The organism is Halosimplex halobium, assembly GCF_051414055.1.
In the GTDB taxonomy this organism is placed as follows: Archaea; Halobacteriota; Halobacteria; order Halobacteriales; family Haloarculaceae; genus Halosimplex; species Halosimplex halobium.
Genome location: NZ_JBLKNX010000008.1, coordinates 99,428 through 118,164 on the forward strand (window position 1 = coordinate 99,428; position 18,737 = coordinate 118,164).

Genomic DNA, 18,737 nt, shown 5'->3' on the forward strand with positions numbered 1-18,737 from the left:
TGGGTTTATATGGAGCGCGGGGGCCAAGGAGGGAGTGAGATGGGCGAAACGTCAGCCGTGGTCGCGGCGGTGGTCGTGGCGGTCGCGGCGGTCGGCGCGGTGCCGGTCGCCGCGCTGACCGGCCCCGCCGGTCCGGCACAGGTGACCGGGACGGACGGCACCGCGTCGAACGAGAGCACGAACGAGTTGCTGGCACCGGGCGAGCGGTTCGCGGGCGTCGTCGGCGTCCAGCAGGCCGACGTGGCGGGCGAGATCGAGGCGCGGGCGTTCGGCCAGCGGGTGGCCGCCGCCGCCTCGAACCGCTCGGCGGCCGGCGTGGTCGCCGGCGAGGTCGCGGAGCTGGAGGACCGCCTCGCCGAGCTCGACGCCGAGGTCGCCGAACTGGAGCGGGCCCACGAGAACGGGACCGTGAGCGAGGGCGCGTACCGCGCTCGCCTCGCGGCGCTGCACGCGAAACAGCGCGCGGTCGAGCGCCGCCTGAACCAGACCGCCGCCGTGGCCGGCGGACTCCCCGAGGCCGCGCTCGAAGCCAGGGGCGTCAACGTGACCGCGATCCGGACGCTCCAGTCGCGGGCCGGCGAACTCACCGGCCCCGAGGTCGCCGAGATCGCCCGCAGCATCGCCGGGAAGGGCGCCGGCAAGGGCGTCGGCGGCCCGCCCGCGTTCGTCGAGAATCGGACCGGCCCGCCGGGCGACCGGGGAAACGGCCCGCCTGACGGCGCCGGCCCCGGTGGCGAAACCGGGCCGCCCGCGGACGCCGGGGCGGGCGACGCGGCCGGACCGTCGGCGGGGTCCGGACCCGGCGCCGGTAACGAGACAGGTCCACCGCAGAACGCCGGCGCCGGTTCGGGGAACGAGACCGGGCCGGCGGGCGGCGGGCAGGGATCGCCCGGGAACGCGAACGCGAGCGACGGATCCGACCGACCCGGTGACGGCGATGCCGGCGGCGCCGGCACCGGAAACGGAACCGGGGACGGTCCCGGTGGCGGCGACGCCGGTACCGGCGACAACCATGCCGACGGCAACGACAGCGACAACGGCGCCAGCGACGGCGACGGTCCTGCCGACGACAGCGGTGCCGACGGTAGCGGCGACAGTGACGACGGTTCGGACGGCAGCGATGGCGCCGGTAGTAGCGGTGACGACGGTGCCGGCGGCGACGCGGACGAGGGGACGATCCGCTCGGTCGCCGGTCCGTCGGGTCAGCGGTGACCGGCCGACGGTCGCCGAAGCGGACCCGGTCTCGCGGGGGCGTGTCACCCCCTAACAGAGCGTAGCGAGGCGCTCGGCGGGGTTCGCAACCTTTTAGTAGCGACTCGGTGGTAGTAGCGGGTACATGGCTTCGACCCGCGCTCCCGGCGTGCAGACGGCGGCGAGCCGCGGGTCCGCCGACCGACTTTTCGCGCGTCGGACGGCGGCGCTGGCAGGCGTCGACGCCCGACGACCGCGGCGACGACGACCGGGCCGTTAGGCCCGCAACTACTCCTTCCCTCGTCGCCACGTTTCGTTTCCGAACGCCGCCACCGTCGGGTTCCGGGCGGACATCTCACCCGACAGTCACCACACAACACATGCCATCCGACCCATCCGGCACCGTCGCGCTCGCCTTCTCCGGCGGGCTCGACACGACAGTCTGCGTCCCGCTCATCAAGGAAGAGTACGGCTACGACGACGTCATCGGCGTCACCGTCGACGTCGGCCAGCCCGAAAAGGAGTTCGACGAGGCCCGCGAGACCGCCGAGGAACTCGGCCTCGACCACTACGTCGTCGACGCCAAACAGGAGTTCGCCGAGCTGTGCCTGCAGTCCGTCAAGGCCAACGGCTCCTACCAGGGCTACCCCCTCGGAACGGCGCTCGCGCGCCCGGTCATCGCCAACGCCATCCTCGAAGTCGCCGAGGAGCAGGGCTGTAGCGCGCTGGCCCACGGCTGCACGGGGAAGGGCAACGACCAGCTGCGCTTCGAGGCCGTCTGGCGCGCCTCGGACCTGGACGTGCTCGCGCCGGTGCGCGAACTCGGCCTCACCCGCGAGTGGGAGAGCGAGTACGCCGCCGAGAAGGGCCTGCCCGTCGAGGGCGGCGACGGCGGCCGCTGGAGCATCGACACGAACCTCTGGAGCCGCTCGGTCGAGGGCTCCGAGCTCGAGGACCCGGCCCACGTCCCCGGCGAGGAGATCTACGACTGGACGCAGGCGCCAGGCAACGCCGAACCGGAGACGGTCGAGGTCGAGTTCGAACAGGGCGCGGTCGTCGCCGTCGACGGCCAGGACCAGGACGCCGTCTCGCTCATCGAGGACCTCAACGAGCGCGCCGGGGCCCACGGCGTCGGCCGCTCGGACATCATGGAGGACCGCATGCTCGGGCTCAAGGTGCGCGAGAACTACGAGCACCCCGCGGCGACGGTGCTGCTGACGGCCCACGAGGCGCTCGAATCGCTCGTCCTCACCCAGGAGGAGCGCTCGTTCAAACAGCAGGTCGACCAGCGCTGGGCCCAGAAGGGCTACGAGGGGCTGGTCGACGCGCCGCTGACGAAGGCACTCGAATCGTTCATCGAGCAGACCCAGACGAAAGTGACGGGGACCGTCACCGTCAAACTCGACGGCGGCCAGGCCCGCGCGGTCGGCCGCGACAGCGAGTACGCAGTCTACAGCGAGTCGGCGGCCTCGTTCAACGAGGAGGCGGTCACCGACGACATCGAACAGAACGACGCGACGGGCGTCGCGAAGTACCACGGCTTCCAGTCGCGCCTCGCGAATCGCGTCGCCGAGAACGTCGCGGCGAAGCAGGCGGAGGCGGCGACCGACGGCGGTCAGGACGAGGAGTAAGATGACCGACGGCGAGGACACACCCGGGGCGGGCGAGGGCGGCGAAAGCGGCGGGACCGCGGTCCGCCGCGACCGCTTTTCGGGCGGTCCCGCGCGCGGGTTCATGTCCTCGCTGGCCGCCGACCAGCGGATCTTCGCGGCCGACCTGCAGGTCGACCGCGCCCACACGGTGATGCTGGCCGAGCAGGGCATCGTCGACGACGAGGACGCGGCCGCGATTCTCGACGCCCTCGACGACGTGGCGGCGGCGGGCCACGGCGAGCTGCCCGACGCCGAGGACGTGCACGAGGCCATCGAGACGGCGGTCATCCAGCGGGTCGGTCCCGAGGGCGGGCGGATGCACACCGCGCGCTCGCGCAACGACGAGGTGGCGACCTGCATCCGGTATCGCCTCCGTGCCGACCTCTTCGAGGCGCTGGAGACGGTCGTGGGCGCGCGCGAGCAGTTGCTCGACGCGGCCGCCGACCACACCGAGACGCTGCTACCTGGGTTCACACACCTCCAGTACGCCCAGCCCGTGACCGTGGCCCACTGGATCCTGTCCTACGAGGGGCCGCTGGCGCGGGACACCGAGCGCCTGCTCGCGGCATTCGATACCACCAACCAGTCGCCGCTGGGTGCGGCCGCCTTCGCCGGGACGCCCTTCGAGGTGGACCGGGAGCGTACCGCCGACCTGCTGGGTTTCGACGGCACCGTGGCGAACTCGATGGACGCCACGTCCTCGCGGGACTTCCTCGTCGAGACGACGAGCGCGTTGACGACGCTGGCGACGACGCTGTCGGGACTCGCGGAGGATCTCGTCGTCTACAGCGGCCGCGACTATCTGGAGATCAGCGACGACTACGCCTCCACGTCGTCGATCATGCCCCAGAAGAAGAACCCGGACACGCTGGAGATCGTCCGCGCCACGGCCGGCGAGGCGGGGGGCGCGCTCCAGCGGTTGCTGACGACGCTGAAGGGGCTGCCCCGCTCGTACAACATCGACCTGCAGGAGGCGACGCCGCCGGCCTGGACCGCCGTCGATTCGGTGCCGCCCGCGCTGGAGGTCGCGACCGGCGCGCTGACGACGGCGGAGTGGCACGACGAGGTGCTCGAAGCGGAGGCCGCGGCCGGGTTCTCGACGGCGACCGGCGTCGCGGACCGGCTGGCGATGGCGGGCGTCCCCTTCCGGACGGCCCACGAGGTCGTCGCGACGGTCGCGGAGGACCTCGATCCCGGCCAGGACGCGCCCGACATCGCCGACCTGGAGGCGGCCGCCGAGGAGATTCTCGGCGAACCCCTCACGGCGTACGTCGACCGGGAGACGCTGGAGGCGACGCTCGACCCCGTCGAGAGCGTCGCGATGCGCGACTCGCCGGGCGGTCCCGCCCCCGAGGCGGTGGCCTCCCAGATCGACGACGCCCGCGAGCGCCTGGCGGCCGACGAGGACGCGCTGGCCGACCGGCGCGCGGCCGTGACCGACGCGCTGGCCGACCTCGAAGCGGAGGTGGCCGACTATGCGTGACCGGCGCCGCCACAGCGTCCCGCACTACCGACCGCAGCCGCTCCCACGACCCCCGCGAGGGGAACTACCACCAAACTGATACAGTGAACGGACTGTCCACGAAATCGGGCCTGCAACGCGCTTAGCGTCGCGTACGCGTAACTATTTTTGTCTGATAGGTTCGAAGCGTTTAAGTAGATAGCAGGGTGAGTAGGGGGTACGATGGCAGAATGCGTCGAGTGCGGAGCGGAAGTGACTCTGCACGACGGCATCGAGATAGGAGAGATCGTCGACTGTGGCACCTGCGGCGCCGAGCTCGAAGTCGTCGACACCGAACCTCCAGTCCTCGAGACGGCCCCCGAGCTCGAAGAGGACTGGGGTGAGTGAGAGTGAAGGTCGGCATCCTCTACTCCCGGATCCGCCGGGACGAGAAGCTCCTGCTCAACGAGTTGCGTGAGCGCGACCACGAGGTCGTCAAGGTCGACGTGCGCAAGCAGCGCTTCGGGCTCTCGGAGCCCCCGGAGGACATGCGGGGCGTCGACGTGCTCGTCGACCGCTGTCTGGCGACGAGCCGCTCGCTGTACGCCACGGAGTTCGCCGACGCCTACGACATTCCGGTGGTCAACAGCGCCGAGACCGCGGAGGTCTGCGCGAACAAGGTGAAAAACAGCCTCGCGCTGGAGAAGGCGGGCGTTCCCACGCCGGCGACCGACGTGGCGTTCACGAAAGACGCCGCCCTCGAAAGTATCGAGGCGTTTGGCTATCCGTGCGTCCTCAAGCCGGTCATCGGCTCGTGGGGCCGCCTGATGGCGAAGATCGACTCGCGGTCCGCCGCGGAGGCGATCCTCGAACACAAGGAGACCCTGGGCCACTACGAGCACAAGGTCTTCTACGTCCAGGAGTTCGTCGACAAGCCGGGCCGGGACATCCGCGTCGTCGCGGTCGACGGCGAGCCGGTCGCCGGCATGGTCCGCTCGTCGGACCACTGGCTGACCAACGCCGCCAAGGGTGCCGAGACTTCCGAGATCGAGATCACCGACGAGATGGAACAGCTCGTGCGCAAGGCCAGCGACGCCGTCGGCGGCGGCCTGCTGGGGATCGACCTCATGGAGACCGGCGTCGACGAGGACGGTGACCCCTCGGGATACACCGTCCACGAGGTCAACCACACGGTCGAGTTCAAGGCGCTGAACGAGGTCACCGACGTGGACGTGCCGGCGACGGTCGTCGACTGGCTGGAGACCACCGCCGGGGCCGGCGAGGACGAAGAGGCCGCGGAGGCGGCGACGTGAGGTCCGAGGCATGAGTGAATACACCGCATCCGTCGTCGGTGGCTCGGGGTTCACCGGCGGGGAGCTGCTCCGCCTGCTCGCCGGCCACCCCGAGTTCGAGGTCGTCCAGGCGACCAGCCGCTCGAAGGAGAACAAGACGGTTGGCCACGCCCACCCGAACCTGCGCGACCTCGACCTGCGCTTTTCTTCGCCCGAAGATCTGGAGAGCGTCGACGCGCTGTTCGCGGCGACGCCCCACGGCGTCTCGATGGAGCAGATCGACGAGTTTCAGGAGGCGGCCGACACGGTCGTCGACCTCTCGGCGGACTTCCGTCTCGATTCGGCGGAACAGTACGACGAGTGGTACGACGGGCACACGCGTCCGGAGCTGCTGGAGGAGTCCGTCTACGCGCTCCCGGAGCTGACGCGCGACGAACTGCCGGGTGCGGACCTGATCGCTTCGGGCGGTTGCAACGCCACGGCGACGATCCTGGGCCTCAAGCCGCTGGTCGAGGAGGGCATCCTCACCGGCGACGAGCAGGTCGTCGTCGACGTGAAAGTGGGGTCGTCGGAGGGCGGCGCCGGCGGCGGCGAAGCGTCCTCCCACCCCGAGCGCTCGGGCGTCGTCCGCCCGTACGCGCCGACGGGCCACCGCCACGAGGCCGAGATCGAACAGTTCCTCGGCCTGGACGTGTCGTTCACGGTCCACGCGGTGGACATGATCCGCGGCGCGAGCGCGACCTGTCACGTCTTCCCCGGCGAGCCCGTCTCGAAGGGCGACCTGTGGGGAGCGTACCGCGGCGAGTACGGCGAGGAGCCGTTCGTCGAACTCGTCGCGGGCGGCGGCGGGGTGTACCGCTACCCCGAACCCAAGGCGGTCGCGGGGACGAATCGCGCGGAGGTCGGGTTCGAGCTCGACCCCAGAAACAGGCGCCTCGTCGTCTTCTCGGCGATCGACAACATGATGAAAGGTTCGGCGGGGCAGGCGGTCCACGCCGCCAACGTCGCGCTGGGCATCGAGGAGACGGCGGGGCTGGAGTTCGGGGGCCTCCACCCGGTCGGCGCCCCCTGAGCAGGTGATTTTTCGTGACTACAGTCGTCAAGATCGGCGGCGCCCGCGCGGTCGACCCCGCGGGCGCTCTGGCGGACGTTGCAACGCTTACCGAGGACAGAGACGAGTCAGTCGCCGTGGTTCACGGCGGCTCGACGGCCGTCGACGAGACGCTCGAACGGCTCGGCATCGAACCGGAGTACGTCGAGACGCCGTCGGGCGTCGTCGGCCGTTTTACTGACGCCGAGACCATGGAGGTATTCGAGATGGTCTTCGGCCACCTCAACACCCAGCTCGTCGCGGGCCTCCAGAGCCAGGGCGTCGACGCGGTGGGGCTCAACGGCGTCGACGGCAAACTGCTGTACGGCCCGCGCAAGTCCGCCGTTCGCGTCATGGACGACGGCACGCGCAAGATCCGCCGGGGCGACCACTCGGGGACGATCAAGCGGGTGAACGCCGACCTGCTGGAGACGCTCTTCGCGGACGGCTACACCCCGGTCGCCAGCCCGCCGATGGCCGGGAAAGACGACGACGAGGTCGTCCCCGTGAACACCGACGCCGACCGCTCGGCCGCCCACATCGCCGGTGCGCTGGAGGGGACGCTCGTCCTGCTGACGGACGTGGAGGGCATCTACGCGGACCCGGACGACCCCGACACACTCATCGAGTCCGTCGAGACGGCCGACGAGTGGGCCGCTCTGGAGGACGCCGCCGAGGGCTTCATGGAGCGGAAGGTGATGGCGATCCGGGAAGCCATCGAGGGCGGTGCGGACGAGGTGGTCGTGGCGGACGCCAACGCCGACGACCCGATCCTGTCGGCGCTGGACGGCGGCGGCACGCACGTCTACGCGTCGGCGCTTTCCGATACTGCGGACGAGACGACTGCGGACGACAACGCGGACACGACGGAGGGAGATTCATGAGCGGATTCGTCTTTTCGGAGAAACCGATCCAGATCGAGGAGGGCGACGGTACGGTCCTCTACGACGACAGCGGCACAGAGTATCTTGACTTCGGGGCCTCCTACGCCTGCGTCCCGCTGGGCCACGGCCACGAGGCGGTCCACGACGCCGTGACCGAGCAGTTCGAGAAGCTGACCTACGTGCAGGCCTCCTACCCCAACGCCGCGCGGACGGCGCTGTACGAGCGGCTGGCCGACACGGCGCCCGACCCCATCGACTACACGTGGCTCTGTAACTCCGGCACGGAGGCCAACGAGGCGGCGCTGAAGTTCGCCCGCTCGGCCACCGGGAACTCCAAGATCGTCGCGACGATGCAGGGGTTCCACGGCCGGACGATGGGCGCGCTGGCGACGACCTGGAAGAGCAAGTACAAGAAGCCCTACGAGCCGCTGATGGGCGACGTGGAGTTCGTCCCCTACGACGACGGCGACGAACTCGCCGCGGCCGTCGACGACGAGACGGCGGCCGTGATCGTCGAACCCGTCCAGGGCGAGGGCGGCATCAACCCCGCCTCGGCCGAGTTCCTCCAGCGCGCCCGCGAGGAGACCGAGGAGGCCGGCGCGGCGCTCGTCTTCGACGAGGTCCAGACCGGGATGGGCCGGACGGGCACGCTGTGGGCGGCCGAACAGTCCGGCGTCGTCCCGGACATGATCACCGCCGCGAAGGGGCTCGGGAACGGCTTCCCGGTCGGCGCGACGCTCTGTCGCGAGTGGATCGCCGACAACTACGGCAGCCACGCCTCGACGTTCTCCGGCGGGCCGGTCATCTCCGCGGCCGCGGGCGCGACGGTCTCGACCATCGTCGAGGAGGACATCCCGGGCCACGCCGGCGACGTGGGCGCGTACATGCAGGAGCGCCTGGAGGAGGAGATAGGCGACGACGTACGCGAGGTGCGCGGCGAGGGGCTGATGGTCGGCGTCGAGGTCGGCCGCCGCGCCAACCGCGCGCTGAAGGAACTCGCGATGGACCACCAGATCCTCGCGCTGCCCGCGGGGCGGACCGTCGTGCGGTTCCTCCCGCCGCTGACCGTCACCGAGGCGGAGGTCGAACAGGTGGTCGACGCCATGGCGGAGGTCGTCGGCGATGAGTGAGAGCGCCGGCGAGCAGGGCGGCGGCGACGGCGAGGAGCCGACGCCCGACGTGCCCGTCGACGAGGAGGCCCGCGACCTCCTGGTCGACGTGGTCGACACCCCCTCCGTGACCGGCGAGGAGGCGGAAGCCGCGCAGGTGCTCGTCGATTTCTTCGAGAGCCACGACCGCGAGGTGTGGGTCGACGACGTGGGCAACGTCCGCGCGCCGGCCGACGACAGCGTCCTCCTGACCTCCCACATCGACACGGTGCCGGGCGACATCCCGGTCCGCGTCGAGGAGAACGAGGCGGGCGAGGAAGAGCTGTGGGGCCGCGGGAGCGTCGACGCGAAGGGGCCGCTCTGTTCGATGGCCGTCGCGGCCGTCCGCACGGGCGCCTCGTTCGTCGGCGTCGTCGGCGAGGAGGTGGATTCGCGCGGTGCCCGGCATCTCGTCGAAGAGCGCGACGCCGAACCCGACGCCGTGGTCAACGGCGAACCCTCGGGCTGGGACGGCATCACGCTCGGCTACCGCGGGCTGCTCGCCGGGACGTACGTCGCGACTTCGGAGTCCGGTCACTCCTCGCGGCCGGAGAACAACGCGATCCAGGACGCCATCGGCTGGTGGTCGGCGGTCGAGGAGGAGTTCGGTCACGACGAGTGGGTGCCCGTCTTCGAGCGCGTGACGGCCAAGCCCATCAGCTTCGAGGGCGGGATCACCGACGACGGGCTCTCCGTCGAGGCGACGGCCGACGTGCAGCTGCGCGTCCCGCCGGAGTACACGACCGAGGAGGTCCGCGAGATCGCGGACGGCCACCTCGCGAACGGGACGGTCCACTGGCACGACGCGGTCGAACCGGTGATGATGAACCCGCGGACGGCGGCGGCCAGAGCCTTCCGCGCGGCGGTCCGGCAAGTGGGTGGGGACCCGCGACTCCTGCGGAAGACCGGCACAAGTGATATGAACGTGTACGCACAGGAGTGGGACTGTCCGATGGTGACCTACGGGCCCGGCGACTCGGACCTGGACCACGCGCCCGACGAGCACGTCTCGCTCGCCGAGTACGACCGCGCCGTGGCCGTCCTCGAGACTGCGACGGAGCGACTACAATGAACTTCCTCGACGTCGACGACCTCACGACCGACGAACTGGCGGCCGTCCTCGACCGCGCGGCGGCGATCAAGGCCGACTACCGCGAGACCGGCGCGTCGGACCTCCTGGACGGCCAGACGCTCGGGATGATCTTCGAGAAGCCGTCGACGCGAACGCGGGTCTCCTTCGAGACGGGGATGACTCAGCTGGGCGGCCACGCCGTCTTCCTCGGTCCCGACGACATCGGCCTGCACGGGCGCGAGCCGGTGAAGGACATCGCGCGGGCGCTGGGCCGCTACGTCGACTTCGTGATGGCCCGGGTCTACGACCACGCCGACGTGGTCGAACTCGGGGAGTACGCGGGCGTGCCGGTCATCAACGCGCTGACCGACGACGCCCACCCATGCCAGACGCTCGCCGACCTGCTGACCATCCGCGAGCACTTCGAAGACCCGACCGTCGCGTGGGTCGGCGACGGCAACAACGTCTGCCAGTCGTTCGTCCTCGGCGCCGCGATGTCGGGGCTCGACCTGACCGTCGCCACCCCCGAGGGCTACGGCATCGACGACGACGTGCTGAAGCGCGCCGACGGGCTCGGGACCGCGCCGGCGACGACGACCGACCCCGAGGCCGCCATCGTCGACGCGGACGTGGTGTACACGGACGTGTGGGTCAGCATGGGCCAGGAGGACGAGCGCGCGGAGAAACTGGATGCGTTCGAGGGCTTCCAGATCACGCCCGAGTTGCTGGGCGACCGCGCGCTGATGCACTGCCTGCCCGCCCACCGCGGCGAGGAGGTCACCGACGCCGCCATCGAGAGCGACAACGCTATCGTCTGGGACCAGGCCGAAAATCGCCTGCACGCCCAGAAAGGACTGTTGGCGTGGTTAGCGGAACAGGAGTAGCGTCCGGCGCCGGCTCGTAACCCCATATTTTCGATTTCTCCGTCGCGCTCGTTCACGATTGTGTAGATATTGCCGGCATACCCGTGCGAGAGATTGACACTCACTAACCCTAATGATTTATAATGCAGTAGGATAATCGTGAACTACAGATGCGGATCACAGAGACGCGCCAGCTGTTGACGGAATCGTGCGAGTACCCGACGGACACGGCGACGGTCGCCGACCGGGTCGGCGACGTTGAGATCGAGGCGCCGACGGGCGACACCACGACAGTCGAGACGGTGCTCGCCCGCTCGAACGGACGGACCTACGAGTCGGCCGACGACGCGTACACGGCGCTGATGGGCAACCTCGACGACTCGTTCATCGGCCTGAAGTACTACGACGACCGCGGCGACAACCAGCCCCACCCCCACCGCAACTGGCACTGAGCCCGGCTGCGGGCGCCCGGTCGCGGCGGTCGCGCGTGTGCGACCGTCGCGCGGCCGGAGCGAACACTGATTATCGCGGCGGTCGAACCGGGCAGTGATGGCCGACCCGCCCGTCGTCGACGCCGGTGCGCTGGACGCCGACGAGCTGCTCGACCGGATCAAATCGGAGGGGCGGGTCCGCGTCCGGACGGAGTTTCTCGACGCCGAACACGAGGTGACGCTCCGCTGGGACGGCGAGACCTTCTACTGCGACACGCCGACGCGGCTGCACAAACACGACTCGGAGTCGGCGATGCGGACCTGCCTCGTCGAGCAGGGCTACGGCCGCTGACTCGGCGCCGACCGGTGCTGGGGTCGATCGCCGCCGCTCCGTTCGACCGCCGCTCCGTTCGACCGCCGCTCCGTTCGACCGCCGCTCCGTTCGACCACCGCTCGGTTCGACCGTCGCCCGGGTGACCGCCTCCGTTTAAGCGGCGGGGGTGCTTACGTGGCGATACCATGGTCGAGGCGGACCCTTCGCCCGAGCGGTTCCGGGAGTTGATGCTCGACGAGCAGCCGGGCTTCGAGGACGTGCTCGCCTGCGTCTTCAACGTCCAGGAACACGAGGTGCGGACGTTCCTGACCCTCCAGGATCACCCCGGGAGCACGGTGGCCGAGCTGGCCGACCAGCTCGAACGCGACCGCAGCAACGTCAACCGCTCGCTGTCGACGCTGCGCGAGAAGGGGCTGGCCGAGCGCGAGCGCCGGCTGCTCGACGGCGGCGGCCACGTCTACCAGTACTCCGCGACCCCGCTGCCCGAGGCCCGCGAGCTGATGCACGAGACGCTCGACGAGTGGACCGCCTACGTCCACGACCGCATCGACGAGTTCGGCCAGGAAGACCTCTGACCGGTCGGGACTCGACCGGCTGCGACGGGAGCGACCGGGTCGTGCAGCCGTCGATAGCCAGTTACCCGTGTTTTGATACGGACCCGGCCGCTAGCGGTGGGTGATGACGATGGAATCCCCCGACTCGGAGTCCGAGTCCGGCCCCGAGCCCTACCCGGCCTTCGAGGAGCACGTCAAACAGCTGACCTATCTCAACGACGCCGGCGGGGTGCTGGGCTGGGACCAGCAGGTGACGATGCCCGAGGGCGGGACGCCCGCCCGGTCGAAGCAGTCCTCGGCGCTGTCGGCGGTCACCCACGAGAAGCTGACCGACGAGCGGGTCGGCGAGTGGCTGGACGAACTCGACGACGCCGACCTCTCGGGGGGCCGGCGGGCGGTCGTCCGCGAGGTCCGCCGCGAGCACGAGCGGGCCGTCGAGGTGCCCGAGGACCTCGTCACCGAGATCTCCGAGACGGCGTCGAACGCGCTGCCGGTCTGGGAGGAGGCCAAGGCCGAGGACGACTTCGACTCGTTCGCGCCGACGCTGGAGACGATGGTCGAACTCAAGCGCGACTACGCCGAGGCCATCGACCCGGACCGGGACCCCTACGCGGTGCTGTTCGAGGAGTACGAGCCCTACCTGGGGCTGGACACCGCCGAGCGGGTGCTGGAGCGGCTGCGCGACGAACTCGTCCCGCTGATCGAGGCCATCGAGGACAGCGACGCGGACCTGGCGGATCCCTTCGCCGACGGCGAGTACCCGGAGGACGCCCAGGAGGAGACCGTGCGGGCGGCGCTGGACCACCTGGGCTACGACTGGGAGCGCGGGCGGCTCGACACCGCGCCCCACCCGTTCTCGACGGGGACGCAGTTCGACGCCCGCGTGACCACGCGGTTCGACCCCGAGGACCCCATGGGCGCCATCGGCTCGACCATCCACGAGTTCGGCCACGCCACCTACACGCAGGGACTCCCCCAGGAACACTACGGGACGCCGCTGGGCCAGTCGCGGGACCTGACGGTCCACGAGTCACAGTCGCGCCTGTGGGAGAACCACGTCGGCCGCTCGCGACCCTTCTGGGACAACTTCGCCGACACGGTGAACGAGCACCTCGGCGTCGACGCATCGCCCCGGGCGTTCTACGAGGCCGCCAACCAGATCTACCCCGACAACCTGATCCGCGTCGAGGCGGACGAACTCACCTACCACATGCACATCATCCTCCGGTTCGAGATCGAGCGGGACCTGATCTCCGGGGATCTGGACGTCGAGGAGGTGCCGGGCGTGTGGAACGACAAGATGGAGGAGTACCTCGGCGTGCGGCCGGAGACCGACAGCGAGGGCTGTCTGCAGGACATCCACTGGACCCACGGCTCGCTGGGCTACTTCCCGACGTACTCGCTGGGCAGCGTCCTCGCCGCCCAGCTGTACGCCAGCGCCGAGGACGCCATCGAGGACCTGGACGGGAAAGTACGGAGCGGCGAGTTCGACCCGCTGCACGAGTGGCTCACGGAGAACGTCCACCGCCACGGCTGTCGCTACGAGACGGACGACCTCGTCCGCGAGGCGACCGGCGAGGGGTTCACCGCCGACTACTTCCTCGACTACGCCAGGGGGAAGTTCGGCGACCTCTACGACCTCTGAAGGCGCGAACGGTCCTCAGATCAGGTTCACCAGGAAGCCGAGGATTCCGACGCCGAACGCGAGCGCGAGCATCTTCCCGACCGGGAGGTCGTGGGCGACGCCGAGGCCGTAGCCCTGGATCGCGGCCTTCCAGAGGGTGCTGACGAGGCTGGAGACCAGCAGGACGGGCGAACTGAACGAGGCCGCCCGCTCGAAGAAGTCGACGAAGGCCTGGGGATCGCTCGGGGCCTGGCCGAGCAGGCTGATCAGCCCGACGGTGGTCACGGGCAACAGGACGATCCCGGCGATCTCGGCCTCGCCGGTGACGGCGAGGGTGGTCCCGAACGACCGCTGGCCGCCGGCGAACCACACGAACAGGTGCAACAGGGCGGCGAGCAGCAGCCACCCGACGAAGATGCCGACGAAGACGCCGACGATCGCCCCGCCCAGGGCGCTCTGGACCTGCGCTTTCTCCTCGGGCGGGGCGTCGACGTGGGCGACCACGCGCTGGAGGAACAGCCACATCGCGACGGCGGTCCCGACCGCCTGCACCGCGACGACGGCGAAGGCGACGGCTATCGAGGGTCGGTCGTAGCGGTCGAAGTACTCGGAGGGGCGGACGAGCGGGGTGGAGGGCGCCATACTCGGCGGTGTCTCGTGTGGCTGGTAAGTCTTCTGCCCCGGCAGGTCACTCGGGCTGTGGGACGCGCCTCCCGTCGTCACCCAGTCGCACCGCCCGGGAGCGGACCGCTTAACCCGCTCGGTCCGGTAGACGCGGGTATGGCAGGGCCGGATCTCGACCCGGAGCAGCTCGACCGCTACTCCCGGCACATCATCATGGACGAGGTGGGGCCGGAGGGGCAGGCGAACCTGCTGGACGCCGCGGTGCTGGTCGTCGGCGCCGGCGGGCTGGGCTCGCCCGTGCTCCAGTACCTCGCCGCCGCGGGTGTCGGCCGCATCGGGATCGCAGACCACGACACCGTCGAGCGGTCCAACCTCCAGCGGCAGGTCGTCCACGGCGATTCGGACGTGGGCCGCCCCAAAGTGGAGAGCGCCGCCGAGTTCGTCGCCGAGCTGAACCCAGACGTGACCGTCGAACCCCACGAGGTGGCGGTCTCGCCGGAGACGGTCGCGGACCTGGTCGACGGCTACGACTTCGTCGTCGACGCCTCCGACAACTTCCCCACGCGGTTCCTGATCAACGACTACTGCACCCTCACGGGCGTCCCCTTCTCCCACGGCGCCATCTACCGCTTCGAGGGCCAGGTGACCTCCTTCACCGGTGACGGGCCGTGTTACCGCTGTCTGTTCCCCGAGGCCCCTCCCGAGGGCGCCGTCCCCGACTGCGCGACGACCGGGGTTCTCGGGGTGCTCCCGGGGACCGTCGGCGCGGTTCAGGCCACCGAGACGGTCAAGCACTTCGTCGGCGTCGGCGAGTCGCTGGACGGCCGGATGGTCGTCTACGACGCCGCCGACATGTCCTTCGAGGAGGTGACCGTCCGGCCGAACCCGTCGTGTCCGGTCTGCGGCGACGACCCCATCGACTCCGTCGACGACGTGGAGTACGCAGACAGCTGTGCCGTCCCCGCGGACTGAGCGCGGCCCGCAGTGGTGCCCGTCGACGCGTCCGTTCCGCCGTCACGTCATCCGTCCTGAATTTCAGCAGTGATACTCCGTCGCGAGGATTTATCCGCGAGTAATCGAGAGGGGCGGGTGGAGCGCGCGTCGCTCCGGATGCGATGTCAGAGGCAGAGACGATCGGCGAGGCGCTCGACCTCTCGGAGATCCGTCTGGAGATGCCCGGTTACGTCGAGCTGGTGCTCTCGCTGGTGATCGTCTGGGGGTTCGGCGACGCCGTGTCGACGCTGGTGGCGGCCGCCTTCGCCGGCCCCTCGCTGGAGGCCAACCCGTGGATCCGCCTGTTGCTCGTCCACCACCCGCTGCTGGTGGTCGCGCTGAAGGCGGCCGTCGCGCTGTACGCCGGCGTCGTCCTGCTGGAGTGCCGCCCGGTCGTCGAGCGCGTCCCGGGCTGGCGCGCCTGGTTCCTGGCCGTCATCGGCCTCGGGACCGCGGTGGTGGTGACCAACGTCTACGTCGGCCTCGCGGCCGTCGCCGCGGTGTAGCGGGTCGTCCCCGGGTCGCCGTCCGTGACCGGGACAACAGTTTAGCCGCTGTCGCCGGATGTGATCGGCATGACCGACGACTCGCGGACGGACCCGGCGGACCCGGTCGAGGCCGACGACCCCGACGACGCCGACGGGCTCGTCGGCGAGGGCGTCGACCGCCGGGAGGACGCCGCCCTCCTGACCGGCGACGCGACCTTCACCGACGACGTCGACCACCCCGACCTCGCCTACCTCACCTTCGTCCGGAGCGAGGTCGCTCACGCCGACGTCGAGTCCGTCGACGCCGACGCGGCCGAGTCGATGGACGGTGTGCTGGCCGTCTACACGTGGGCGGACGTGGCGGCCTCCGAGGTCCCAGGGGTACTCCCCCTCTCGACCCACGGGCTCGACTGCGACCCGCCGGGCCACCCGGTGCTCGCCCGCGACCGGGTCCGCTATCAGGGCCAGCCCGTCGCCGCGGTCGTCGCCGAGGACCGCTACCGCGCCCGCGACGCCGCCGACGCGGTCGAAGTCGCGTACGACGAACGAGGTGCCGTCGTCGACCAGCGCGAGGCCCAGCGGACCGACGCCCCCGCGCTCTACGACGACGCCCCCGACAACGTCGCCGCCACCTCGGAACTCGGCGACCGCGAGGCGACCGACGGAGCGCTGGCCGACGCCGACCACACCGTCGAACTGGACCTGACGAACAACCGCTTGATCCCCAACGCGCTCGAACCCCGGGCGGCGGTCGCCCGCTGGGACGCCGGCGACGGGCGGCTGACCGTCGAGCTGACCAGCCAGTCGCCCCACGGCCACCGCGGGAAGCTCTCGACCACCCTGGGGCTCCCCGAGAGCGACATCCGCGTCGTCGCGCCCTCCGTGGGCGGCGGCTTCGGCCACAAGGGCCACCATCACCCCGGCGAGGCCGCCGCCGCGTTCGCCGCGATGGCCCTCGGTACCCCGGTCAAGTGGACCGCGACCAGAAGCGAGAACTACCTCGCGGGCGCCCACGGCCGCGACCACCGCACGACCGCCGAGATCGGCGTCGACGACGACGGCTCGATCCGGGGGCTGCGCGTCGAGACCGACGCCAACTGCGGCGCCTACGGCCTCGGCGGCAGCCTCGGGATGCCCGGCTGGTACGGCTCGCTGCTCTCCAGCCAGTACGCGATCCCCGCGATCCACTGCGAGACCCGCGCGGTGTTCACGAACACGACGCCGATCCACTCCTACCGCGGCGCGGGCCGCCCGGAGGCCAACTACGTCGCCGAGCGGCTCGTCGGCGCCGCCGCGCGCGAACTGGGCTTCGACCCCGCCGAGTTCCGCCGCCGGAACCAGATCACCGAGTTCCCCCACGAGACGCCCGTCGGCGCCACCTACGACAGCGGCGACTACGAACGGGGCCTCGACGAGGCGCTCGACGCCGCCGACTGGGCGGCCCTGCGCGACCGGCCCGACCGCGACGAGGACGGCCGCTATCTCGGCGTCGGGCTGGCCTGCTACGTCGAGTCGACGGGCGGGGGCATGGAGAGCGGCGTCGTCCGCGTCCACCCCGACGGCACGGTCACCGTCTCGGCGGGCACCCACTCCCACGGCCAGGGCCACGGGACCACCTACGCCCAGATCGTCGGAGACGAACTCGGGGTCGACTACGACAACATCGACGTGCGGGAGGGCGACTCCGACGCCGTCCCGCAGGGGACCGGCACCTTCGGCAGCCGCTCGACCATCACCGGCGGCAACGCCGTCGCCGAGAGCGCCCGCGCCGTCCGCGAGAAGGCCCGCGAGTTCGCCGCGGACCTGCTGGACGCGCCGGCCGATGCGGTGACCTACGAGGACGGCGAGTTCGCGGCGCCCGACCACACCGACGAGACGCGCACCTTCGCCGACGTGGCGGAGGCGGCCTACGGCTGGGGCGTCCCCGACGGGATGGATCCGGGTCTCGAAGCCACCACGTTCTTCGAGCAGGACGACACCGCTTACACCTTCGGGACGCACGTCGTCGCGGTCGCCGTCGACCCCGAGACCGGCGCCGTCGAGATCGAGCGCTACGTCGCGCTGGACGACTGCGGCGAGCGGATCAACCCCACCATCGTCGAGGGGCAGGTCGAGGGCGGCGTCGCCCAGGGCATCGGCCAGGCCCGCTACGAGGCGGCGGTCTACGCCGACGACGGCCGTCTCGAAACCGACTCGATGCTCGACTACGCGGTCCCGCGGTCGTTCCACGTCCCCGAGGTCGAGACCGAGGCGACGGTCACGCCCAGCCCCACGAACGACCTCGGCGTCAAGGGCATCGGCGAGGCCGGCACCATCGCCGCCCCGCCCGCGGTCGTCAACGCCGTCTGCGACGCGCTCGAACCGCTGGGGATCGGCCACGTCGACATGCCGCTCACGGGCGAGCGCGTCCGGGCGGCGGTCCGCGAGGCCGGAGAGTAGACCGTCGTCGCGCGTTCGATCCGGAGTCGGCCGACATGATACACCCGCCAGCGGGGCGTTCAGTCTGTTCAGTTCGCGTTGCGAATCTATCAGTCCGTGTCTTTGAGTTAGTCGGTGTATCGTCTCGCCGCGAGGCCGAGCACCCCCCCGATGAGTCCGAGAGGGATACCAAAGAGAAGTGCTAACGGCGGTGCCATAACTACGGCTGTTGGATAGGGCGTCGGTCCGGTCCAACCGACGTGTACGAGATGAATCGCAACCGCATACATGGGACAGACCGTCAGGAGAAGTGAGATAAGCAATCCCTCGTTGTAGTAGGTGACCGCGCTCGCAAGAGCGAGCAACAGGAAGAGTAGAACGTAGAAAACGGAGCCAATAACCGAGATTGATTGGTCTAGCCAGAGGCTCATCACCGAAAAGACGGCCACGAACAAGCCACCTGCCACCGCAACTCCCCGAAGCGATACAGTGGCATCCTGACCCAATAAGAGGGATTTGGAACGGGCTTGCGAGATAGCCATAGTGCGTCTTCTACCGGGAGTTAAAAATGGGTTGTGTCAATACAGACCCTCTCGGGACTTCGTCGTAGACCCTTTGATTTGCGGCCCCTCACTGAG

19 protein-coding genes are annotated in these 18,737 nt (G+C 70.3%); 17 read left to right on the forward strand and 2 right to left on the reverse strand.

Going from position 1 to position 18,737, the window contains the following annotated elements; genetic code table 11:
• The first annotated feature begins 39 nt into the window (after positions 1–39).
• The 14 genes from ACMGFG_RS09830 to ACMGFG_RS09895 all read left to right on the forward strand — a co-directional run bounded on the left by ACMGFG_RS09830 (position 40) and on the right by ACMGFG_RS09895 (position 13,597).
• The gene (locus tag ACMGFG_RS09830; protein WP_436930165.1) at positions 40–1,212 is read left to right on the forward strand and encodes a hypothetical protein; all 1,173 of its coding nucleotides are present in this window, start codon (positions 40–42) and stop codon (positions 1,210–1,212) included.
• A 359-nt stretch (positions 1,213–1,571) separates the two neighbouring features.
• A complete protein-coding gene (locus ACMGFG_RS09835) occupies positions 1,572–2,822 on the forward strand; it encodes an argininosuccinate synthase (protein ID WP_436930166.1) in 1,251 nt (416 codons plus the stop codon).
• A 1-nt stretch (position 2,823) separates the two neighbouring features.
• Entirely contained in the window at positions 2,824–4,326 is a 1,503-nt protein-coding gene (argH, locus tag ACMGFG_RS09840; RefSeq protein WP_436930167.1) for an argininosuccinate lyase, read from the forward strand.
• A 201-nt stretch (positions 4,327–4,527) separates the two neighbouring features.
• Positions 4,528–4,692, forward strand: coding sequence for a lysine biosynthesis protein LysW (lysW, locus tag ACMGFG_RS09845; RefSeq protein ID WP_006882170.1), 165 nt, complete (start codon positions 4,528–4,530; stop codon positions 4,690–4,692).
• Positions 4,693–4,694: 2 nt separating this feature from the next.
• Positions 4,695–5,597, forward strand: a complete 903-nt coding sequence (lysX, locus tag ACMGFG_RS09850; RefSeq protein WP_436930264.1) for a lysine biosynthesis protein LysX — start codon at positions 4,695–4,697, stop codon at positions 5,595–5,597.
• 10 nt (positions 5,598–5,607) lie between these two features.
• On the forward strand, positions 5,608–6,648 hold the full coding sequence (gene argC / locus ACMGFG_RS09855; protein ID WP_436930168.1) for an N-acetyl-gamma-glutamyl-phosphate reductase: 1,041 nt from the start codon (positions 5,608–5,610) through the stop codon (positions 6,646–6,648).
• A gap of 14 nt (positions 6,649–6,662) precedes the next feature.
• The gene (locus tag ACMGFG_RS09860) at positions 6,663–7,550 is read left to right on the forward strand and encodes an acetylglutamate/acetylaminoadipate kinase (protein ID WP_436930169.1); all 888 of its coding nucleotides are present in this window, start codon (positions 6,663–6,665) and stop codon (positions 7,548–7,550) included.
• Complete coding sequence (locus tag ACMGFG_RS09865; protein WP_436930170.1) at positions 7,547–8,680, forward strand: aspartate aminotransferase family protein; 1,134 nt, start codon at positions 7,547–7,549, stop codon at positions 8,678–8,680. The genes ACMGFG_RS09860 and ACMGFG_RS09865 overlap by 4 nt, the downstream gene beginning before the upstream one ends.
• The gene (locus tag ACMGFG_RS09870) at positions 8,673–9,770 is read left to right on the forward strand and encodes a [LysW]-lysine hydrolase (protein WP_436930171.1); all 1,098 of its coding nucleotides are present in this window, start codon (positions 8,673–8,675) and stop codon (positions 9,768–9,770) included. The genes ACMGFG_RS09865 and ACMGFG_RS09870 overlap by 8 nt, the downstream gene beginning before the upstream one ends.
• Complete coding sequence (gene argF, locus ACMGFG_RS09875) at positions 9,767–10,654, forward strand: ornithine carbamoyltransferase (RefSeq protein ID WP_436930172.1); 888 nt, start codon at positions 9,767–9,769, stop codon at positions 10,652–10,654. The genes ACMGFG_RS09870 and argF overlap by 4 nt, the downstream gene beginning before the upstream one ends.
• 149 nt (positions 10,655–10,803) lie before the next feature.
• Positions 10,804–11,085: a DUF5789 family protein gene (locus ACMGFG_RS09880; RefSeq protein ID WP_436930173.1), complete on the forward strand. Its 282-nt coding sequence runs from the start codon at positions 10,804–10,806 to the stop codon at positions 11,083–11,085.
• Positions 11,086–11,182: 97 nt separating this feature from the next.
• Positions 11,183–11,416 (forward strand): DUF8001 family protein, encoded by a 234-nt coding sequence (locus tag ACMGFG_RS09885; RefSeq protein WP_135364946.1) that lies wholly within the window; start codon positions 11,183–11,185, stop codon positions 11,414–11,416.
• Positions 11,417–11,583: 167 nt separating this feature from the next.
• On the forward strand, positions 11,584–11,973 hold the full coding sequence (locus tag ACMGFG_RS09890; RefSeq protein WP_436930174.1) for a helix-turn-helix domain-containing protein: 390 nt from the start codon (positions 11,584–11,586) through the stop codon (positions 11,971–11,973).
• 103 nt (positions 11,974–12,076) lie between these two features.
• Positions 12,077–13,597, forward strand: coding sequence for a carboxypeptidase M32 (locus ACMGFG_RS09895; protein ID WP_436930175.1), 1,521 nt, complete (start codon positions 12,077–12,079; stop codon positions 13,595–13,597).
• A 15-nt stretch (positions 13,598–13,612) separates the two neighbouring features.
• On the opposite strand, the gene ACMGFG_RS09900 is transcribed toward ACMGFG_RS09895, so the two are convergent.
• A complete protein-coding gene (locus ACMGFG_RS09900) occupies positions 13,613–14,218 on the reverse strand; it encodes a YIP1 family protein (protein WP_436930176.1) in 606 nt (201 codons plus the stop codon).
• A gap of 138 nt (positions 14,219–14,356) precedes the next feature.
• Between ACMGFG_RS09900 and ubaA the strand changes: the two genes are divergently transcribed.
• The 3 genes from ubaA (at position 14,357) to ACMGFG_RS09915 (ending at position 18,120) form a co-directional block, all read left to right on the forward strand.
• Positions 14,357–15,172 carry an SAMP-activating enzyme E1 gene (ubaA, locus tag ACMGFG_RS09905; RefSeq protein WP_436930177.1) on the forward strand — a complete coding sequence of 272 codons (816 nt, stop codon included), beginning with the start codon at positions 14,357–14,359 and terminating at the stop codon, positions 15,170–15,172.
• A gap of 143 nt (positions 15,173–15,315) precedes the next feature.
• Positions 15,316–15,699, forward strand: a complete 384-nt coding sequence (locus ACMGFG_RS09910) for a DUF5658 family protein (RefSeq protein ID WP_436930178.1) — start codon at positions 15,316–15,318, stop codon at positions 15,697–15,699.
• A gap of 69 nt (positions 15,700–15,768) precedes the next feature.
• Positions 15,769–18,120 (forward strand): xanthine dehydrogenase family protein molybdopterin-binding subunit, encoded by a 2,352-nt coding sequence (locus ACMGFG_RS09915; protein WP_436930179.1) that lies wholly within the window; start codon positions 15,769–15,771, stop codon positions 18,118–18,120.
• Between the two features lie 107 nt (positions 18,121–18,227).
• Here ACMGFG_RS09915 and ACMGFG_RS09920 read toward each other — a convergent pair whose 3' ends face one another.
• Positions 18,228–18,641, reverse strand: coding sequence for a hypothetical protein (locus ACMGFG_RS09920; RefSeq protein ID WP_436930180.1), 414 nt, complete (start codon positions 18,639–18,641; stop codon positions 18,228–18,230).
• Positions 18,642–18,737 lie beyond the last annotated feature (96 nt).